This is a genomic window from Halorubrum sp., assembly GCF_046498025.1.
GTDB lineage: Archaea > Halobacteriota > Halobacteria > Halobacteriales > Haloferacaceae > Halorubrum.
In genome coordinates, this window is sequence record NZ_JAWOBM010000006.1 from 38,912 (window position 1) to 45,305 (window position 6,394).

At 66.1% G+C, this 6,394-nt stretch carries 7 protein-coding genes; all 7 read right to left on the minus strand.

The window, feature by feature from the left end:
• Nucleotides 1-124: 124 nt before the first annotated feature.
• A complete protein-coding gene (locus R6U01_RS01115) occupies nucleotides 125-589 on the minus strand; it encodes a low molecular weight phosphatase family protein (protein WP_410284615.1) in 465 nt (154 codons plus the stop codon).
• A gap of 28 nt (nucleotides 590-617) precedes the next feature.
• Nucleotides 618-1,316: a phosphate signaling complex PhoU family protein gene (locus R6U01_RS01120; RefSeq protein WP_410284616.1), complete on the minus strand. Its 699-nt coding sequence runs from the start codon at nucleotides 1,314-1,316 to the stop codon at nucleotides 618-620.
• The gene (gene pstB / locus R6U01_RS01125; RefSeq protein WP_410284617.1) at nucleotides 1,317-2,258 is read right to left on the minus strand and encodes a phosphate ABC transporter ATP-binding protein PstB; all 942 of its coding nucleotides are present in this window, start codon (nucleotides 2,256-2,258) and stop codon (nucleotides 1,317-1,319) included. It abuts the gene before it with no gap.
• Nucleotides 2,259-2,260: 2 nt separating this feature from the next.
• Nucleotides 2,261-3,895 carry a phosphate ABC transporter permease PstA gene (gene pstA, locus R6U01_RS01130; RefSeq protein WP_410284618.1) on the minus strand — a complete coding sequence of 545 codons (1,635 nt, stop codon included), beginning with the start codon at nucleotides 3,893-3,895 and terminating at the stop codon, nucleotides 2,261-2,263.
• Between the two features lie 40 nt (nucleotides 3,896-3,935).
• Nucleotides 3,936-4,868: a phosphate ABC transporter permease subunit PstC gene (pstC, locus tag R6U01_RS01135; RefSeq protein WP_410284619.1), complete on the minus strand. Its 933-nt coding sequence runs from the start codon at nucleotides 4,866-4,868 to the stop codon at nucleotides 3,936-3,938.
• A gap of 78 nt (nucleotides 4,869-4,946) precedes the next feature.
• Nucleotides 4,947-6,017: a PstS family phosphate ABC transporter substrate-binding protein gene (locus R6U01_RS01140; RefSeq protein WP_410284620.1), complete on the minus strand. Its 1,071-nt coding sequence runs from the start codon at nucleotides 6,015-6,017 to the stop codon at nucleotides 4,947-4,949.
• Nucleotides 6,018-6,202: 185 nt separating this feature from the next.
• On the minus strand, nucleotides 6,203-6,394 hold a 192-nt coding region (locus R6U01_RS01145; protein WP_410284621.1), incomplete at its 5' end, for a hypothetical protein.

Consider the following 6,394-nt stretch of genomic DNA (forward strand, 5'->3'; position numbering starts at 1 on the left):
CTCGGTACTGCGTCCGGAGGCGATTAGGACTTCCGCCGAGGTCGAGAGGGGTTCGCTCCTCCCGGTCCGTTCCGCTTCGGTGATAAAAAGACGGGAACGCGACGCCGTCGCCGGCGCGAGCGTCCTATTCGTCGTTGTCGTACGCGCCGAACCGCTCGTCGAAGAGGGCGACCACGCGGCGCTCGATCTCGTCGCGGATCTCGCGGACGTCCTCTATCGGGCGCTCGCCCGGGTCCTCGAGGTCCCAGTCGTCGGTGTCGACGCCCGCCAGATCGAGCGTCGAACAGCCCATCGTGGCGACGAAGTCGGCGCCGGCGAGCGTCTCCTCGGAGACGTGCCGCGGCGTCCGGCCGTTCACGTCGAGGCCGACCTCCGCGAGCGCCTCGACGACCACGTCGTGGACGCTGTCGGCGGGGGCGGTGCCGCCCGTCACGATCTCGACCGCGTCGCCGAGGCCGCGTCGGTCGCGCTCGCGCTCCGCGAACGCCGTCGCCATCTGGCTCCGCCCGGCGTTGCGGACGCACATGAACACGAGGGTACTCGTCTCGTCGGTCGCCGTCTCGTCGGTCGCGTCGGTTGGTGTCGTCATCGTTGATTGGGTGGGTCCGACCGTCGGATCAGTAGATCAGCTCGTCGTCGCTCTCGATCATGTACAGCGTCCGCGCGGCGATGTTGACCCCGTGGTCCCCGACGCGTTCGAGGTCGCGGATCGCCAGCAGGGCGCGGGAGATCTCGTCGAGGGTGTCCGCGAGTCGGTCCGGATCCGGCTCGTCGGTCCCGTTCGCGGCGGCGCGGGCGCGGTCGGCCTCGAGCAGGCTCCGCACGACCGCCTCGCTGGCTCGCCGACACCGCTCGTCGAGGTCGTCGTCGCGGACGTCGATCTCCCGGCAGGCGTCCGGGTCGGCCGCCTCGTAGGCCGCGACCGCGTCCGCGACCATCTCGCCGGCCGCGTCGCCGAGCCCGCGGAAGTCGACGGCCGGGTGGATCCCGCCGTCGTCGCCGCCGTACTCGGCGAGGTTCGTCGCCAGGTCGCCGACGCGTTCGAGGTCGGTGATGATCTTGAACGACGCCGTCACCAGCCGGAGGTCCCCGGCCACGGGCTGCTGGAGCGCGAGCAGGTTCGTGCACTCGTCCTCCAGTTCGAGGTAGCGCTCGTTGACGACGTGGTCGCCGCCGATCACCTCGTCGGCGAGGTCGTCGTCGCCCGTCTCGGCCGCGCGGAGCGCTTTCTCGTACCGGTCGAGGACCAGATCGCCCATGTCGACCACGTCGGCCCGGAGCTCTCCGAGCCGCTCCTGGTAGTTCTCGCGGGGCATCTATCCGAACTTCCCCGTGATGTAGTCCTCGACGCGCTGTTCCTCCGGGTCCTCGAAGATCTTGGTCGTGTCGTCGTACTCGACGAGCCGCCCGCCGGTGAGGAAGACGGCGGTCCGGTCGGAGATGCGCGCCGCCTGCTGCATGTTGTGCGTGACGATGATGACGGTGTACTCCTCCGCGAGGTCGTCGATCAGGTCCTCGATCTTCGAGGCCGCGACGGGGTCGAGCGCCGAGGTCGGCTCGTCCATCAGGACGACCTCCGGGTCGGGCGCGATCGCCCGGGCGATACAGAGCCGCTGCTGCTGTCCGCCCGAGAGGTCGAGCCCCGAGGAGTCGAGCTGGTCTTTCACCTCGTCCCACAGCGCCGCGGACTTCAGCGCTTTCTCGACCCGGGCGTCGACGTCGCCCTCGTACCCCTGGATCTTCAGTCCGTACGCGACGTTGTCGCGGATCGACTTCGGGAACGGGTTCGGCGCCTGAAAGACCATCCCGATCTTCCGGCGCAGGGCGACAGGGTCGACGTCGTCGTCGTAGACGTTTTTCCCGCCGAACTCCACCGCGCCCTCGACGCGGCAGACGTCGATCATGTCGTTCATCCGGTTGATCGTCCGGAGGAACGTCGACTTGCCACAGCCGGAGGGGCCGATGAGCGCCGTCACGTCGTGTTCGTATATCTCCATCGAGACATCGTCTAACGCCTGCTCGTCGCCGTAGTAGACGTTTAGCTCACGGGTAGCGATCGCGGTCTCGGTCGACCGTATCCGCGCACCGTCGTCGTCGTCCGGGACGGAGTACGACGGCGAAACGTCGATGATTTTTTCCGTCCCGCCGTCGGCTTTCGCCGCGTCTGCGGTCGGTTCGACGTCATCTCTGGAGGGGACGCCGCCGTCGGTTTCGACTCGGTCCGTGGTTCGACTGGTTGAGGTGTCGGTTGGATTCATCCTTATTGGGTTTGCTGTGAGCGGTTCCGAAGCACGATCGCCGCGGTGTTCATCGTCAGGAGGACGACCAGCAGCGTCACCACGCCCGCCGCAAGCACGCCGTAGCGGAACTCGGTGGTGATCTGTGTCGACCACGAGAGGATCTGTCTCGGCATCGCACCGGTCCGAGTCAGGAACGAATCGGGCGAGACGCGGACGCTCGCCGAGACGCCGATCATCAGCAGGGGGGCGGTCTCGCCGATGGCCCGCCCGAGCGCGAGGATCGTTCCGGTGAAGATCCCGGCGAGCGACTCGGGGAGGACGACGTTACGGACCGTCTGCCACTTGGTCGCGCCCATCGCGTACGAGGCCTGTCGGTGGGAATCGGGAACCGCACGGATCGCCTCCTGCGTGGAGATGATTACGATCGGGAGGATAAGCAGGCCGACGGTGAACCCGGCGACGACCGCCGTCCCTCGGCCCATCCCGATGAGGTTGATGAAGATCGCTAACCCGAGGACACCGTACACGATCGAGGGGACGCCCGCGAGGTTGGCGATGTTGACCTGAATCAGCTCTATCACCTTGCCGAGGGGCCCCTCCGCCCGGGCGTACTCCTCGAGGTAGACCGCCGCCCCGACACCGACGGGGAACGCGGAGAGGACGATCACGATCATTATGAGCACCGAGCCGACGAGCGCTGGATAGATCCCCGCGTCGGCGGGGGTGGTGCTGGTGGAACTCGTCAGGAACTGCATGTCGAGCCACGCGTCGGGACCGGCGAACCCGAGCGTCTGGGCCGCGGTGAGGCCGGCGAACACCCCGGCGGCGACGACGACGGGGAACGCGAGCCCCGACACTCCCTCGCCGTTCCGGACGACGCGTTCGACGTAGAGGACGAGGGCGCCGACGATCGGCGAGGCGAAGACGATCCAGCTCGTCGGATGCACGCCGAGCAGCGGCCCGACGACCGTCCCGGCGAGTCCACCGGCGACGGTGACCCCCGCGGCGATCGCGCCGTCGCGGTCGACGTCCCGAACGGTCCGGACGCGCCATCCGACGAGGGCAGCGATCGGCAGGAGAAAGCCGATGACCAACGAGAGCAGCGCGTTCGGTAACACCGGCGAGAGGGACAGTAGCTCTCGGAGGCTCGGAACGACCGTCGGAACGCCGACGACCGCGAGCAGGGGTGCGAGCACCATCACCGCGAGTCGTTCGACGGCGGCGTCGTGTCGCAGCCGCGAGTGGACGGTAACGAGACCGCCCGCAACGAGAACCGAGGCGATCAACACGAACCACTCCTGGGGCGTCACGATGTGGCGGAACAGCAGCCAGATACCGCCCGCGACGAGCCCCACGAAAATCGGGAGCCCGAGCGCCGTGTAGGCGACCTCTCCGGCGGATCGATCGCGCCGGTAGTAGTACCCAGCCAGCAGCACGACGGGAACGACGACGGCCAACCCCATCGTCGCGAGCCAGCCCGGATCGGCCGACAGCGGGGCGAGTGCGTCGTTCGCGACGTACAGCAAGAAGACGAGCATCAAAAACAGCGTGAGCACCGTCGCGCCGAGACAGGTCCACTTGAAGACTCGTCCGCGGAGTCGACCGATCTCCGCAGAGCCGAACCACGTACCGGACGTCGGTGTTTCGCTGGCCATTAGTCGATCACCTCGACGGGGGTCAGGACGCACTGATCGCTCATTGGTATTCCTCCCGATATCGCGCGGCGATCCGATTGCTTGCGAGGTTCATCAGGAACGTGATCGCGAACAGCGAGAGGCCGATCGCGAACATGCTGTAGTATTCGGCTGATCCGCCCGTCGCGTCGCTCGTAACGGCGTTGACCATCGAGGCGGTCATCGTCCGACCCGATCCCGCCAGACTGCCGAACGGATCGAACGGGTCGAAGAGATTCGTCCGGAGACCGCCGGCCATGACGACGATCATCGTCTCGCCGATGGCCCGCGACAGCGCGAGGATGTACGACGAGAAGATTCCCGAGACCGCCGCCGGAATGACGATCCCCGTCGAGACCTCGTACTTCGTCGCGCCGAGTCCGTAGCCCGCCTGCCGGAGCGAGTCCGGCACCGCGCTCATCGCGTCTTCGGAGAGCGACGAGACCATCGGGACGATGAGGATGCCGACCATGATCGAGGCGCTAAAGAGGTTGAACGTCCCGAGCGGGAGGCCGATGTCTCGCAGCCATGGCGTCAGATAGACCAATGCGAGATAGCCGTAGACGACCGTTGGAATCCCCGCAAGTATTTCGAGGGACGGTTTGATCACAGAGCGAACCTTCGGGCTCGCGTACTCAGAAAGGTAGACGGCGGCGGCCGTTCCGATCGGGATCGCGACCAGCGCGGAGACGACGGTGACGACCAGCGTCGAACTCACGAGCGGCCAGACGCCGTAATGGCCGTTTCTCGGCTCCCATTCGAGTCCGGTCAGAAAGTTCACGACACTCGTTTCTTCGAATCCGAAAAACGTGATCGTGTCGTACGCGAGCGTGAACAGAATGCTCGCGGTCACGAATATGGTCAGCGCTGCGCAGGCGAACAGCAACACGCCGACCATTTTCTCTTTGACGTCGCGGTCGGCCGCCGCGCGCGTCAACGCTGGTTCGCCGTTCATTGGTGACTCATAGATAATTTCTGGTAGCCTTAATTCATTCGTGATCCGATAGCGGGGCCAACAGCGGCTCAGCTCCGGTTACGCGTACTCTTCGAGCGTCGAGAGGTTCTCCTCGACCTCCTCGTCGTTGGACGGCACGTAGCCGACGTCGTCGGCGATCCAGTCCGCGCTGGAGTTCTCGAGGTAGTACTCGACGAACGAGTAGACCTGATCCTTCTCGCTGAGCGAGTCGGCGCTGGGGTATATGAACAGCGGCCGAGCCATCGGGTAGTCGCCTTCGGAGGCTGCAGACAGGCTCGGGGCGCTGGGTTCGTCGTCCGAGGTCTCGGCGATGTTGAGCGCCTTGAGGTCGTCCTCGTTCTCCTGGTAGTAGGCGAATCCGAAGTAACCGATCGAGTGCTCGTTGTTCGAGATCCCCTGAACGATCGTGTTGTCGTCCTCGGTCGGCTCGTAGTCGCTCCGGTGGTTGCCGGCTTCGCCGACGACGTTCTCGGTGAACCAGTCGAACGTCCCCGAGGTGTCGTCGGGACCGTAGAGGTCGAACTCCTCGTCGGGCCAGTCTTCGTTGACGTCGGCCCACGTCTCGGCGGGGTCGTCGCCGTTCCAGATCTGCGCCAGCTCGTCGAAGGTCATGCTGTCGACCCAGTCGTTGTCCGGGCTGACCGCCACCGTCAGCGCGTCGCCCGCAATTCGGAATTCGACCGGTTCGACGTCGTTTCCGTCACAGCTCTCGATTTCCTCTTCCTTGATCGGACGGGACGCACCGTTGATGTCCGAATCGCCGGGACAGAAGTTGTTCGCGAAGCCGCCACCGCTGCCGGTCGAGTCGACGGTCACGCTGACGTCCTCGTTCTCGTCCATGAACCGTTCCTGCATCTCTATGGAGACCGGGTAGACCGTACTCGACCCGGTGACGATGACCTCTCCGGAGAGGCTGTCGCCGCCGTCGCCGCCGTCGCCGCCGTCGTCGCCGTCGCCGCCGTCGTCGCCGTCGTCACCGCCGAGGCCGCCGTCGTCGTCGTCGCCACCGTCGCCACCGTCGTCGTTGGACGTACAGCCGGCCAGCCCCAGTGCCCCCACGCCAGCGAGCGCCGCGAGCGATTTCCGCCGGGTGATGCGTTCCGTATTCAGGTCGTGGCTTGATGCCATCACCGGATCCTGTGCGTCTTCCGGTTAAATAGTATGCTATGAGACGTACTGTCCGAGGGGTATCACTCGGGTGGGCTATGTACTCTATATAGTTCTCTCCGGCGTCCCGGTCGAGCGGTTTTCGCTCGCGGCGCCGCGCCGGCGTATATCTATGTCGTTCCGTACGAAGTCCGACCGCGCTCGGGTCACGCCTCCAGCGCCTCGATCAGCAGCTCCGCCACGTCGACGACCTCCACGTCGTCCTCGAAGCCGCCCGTCTTCCGGCCGTCCTCGAACATCGTCGTACACATCGGGCAGGCGACGACGAACTTCTCGACCGCGTCGCCGGCGTCGGTGTCCTCGACCGCCTCGCGGAGGCGCTCCTCGCTCGGCTTGAC

Coding starts and splice junctions, on each gene's coding strand:
- R6U01_RS01140 (WP_410284620.1), bottom strand. CDS start 6,017: ATGGCATCAAGCCACGACCTGAATACGGAACGCATCACCCGGCGGAAA.
- R6U01_RS01115 (WP_410284615.1), bottom strand. CDS start 589: ATGACGACACCAACCGACGCGACCGACGAGACGGCGACCGACGAGACG.
- pstB (WP_410284617.1), bottom strand. CDS start 2,258: ATGAATCCAACCGACACCTCAACCAGTCGAACCACGGACCGAGTCGAA.
- R6U01_RS01120 (WP_410284616.1), bottom strand. CDS start 1,316: ATGCCCCGCGAGAACTACCAGGAGCGGCTCGGAGAGCTCCGGGCCGAC.
- pstA (WP_410284618.1), bottom strand. CDS start 3,895: ATGGCCAGCGAAACACCGACGTCCGGTACGTGGTTCGGCTCTGCGGAG.
- pstC (WP_410284619.1), bottom strand. CDS start 4,868: ATGAACGGCGAACCAGCGTTGACGCGCGCGGCGGCCGACCGCGACGTC.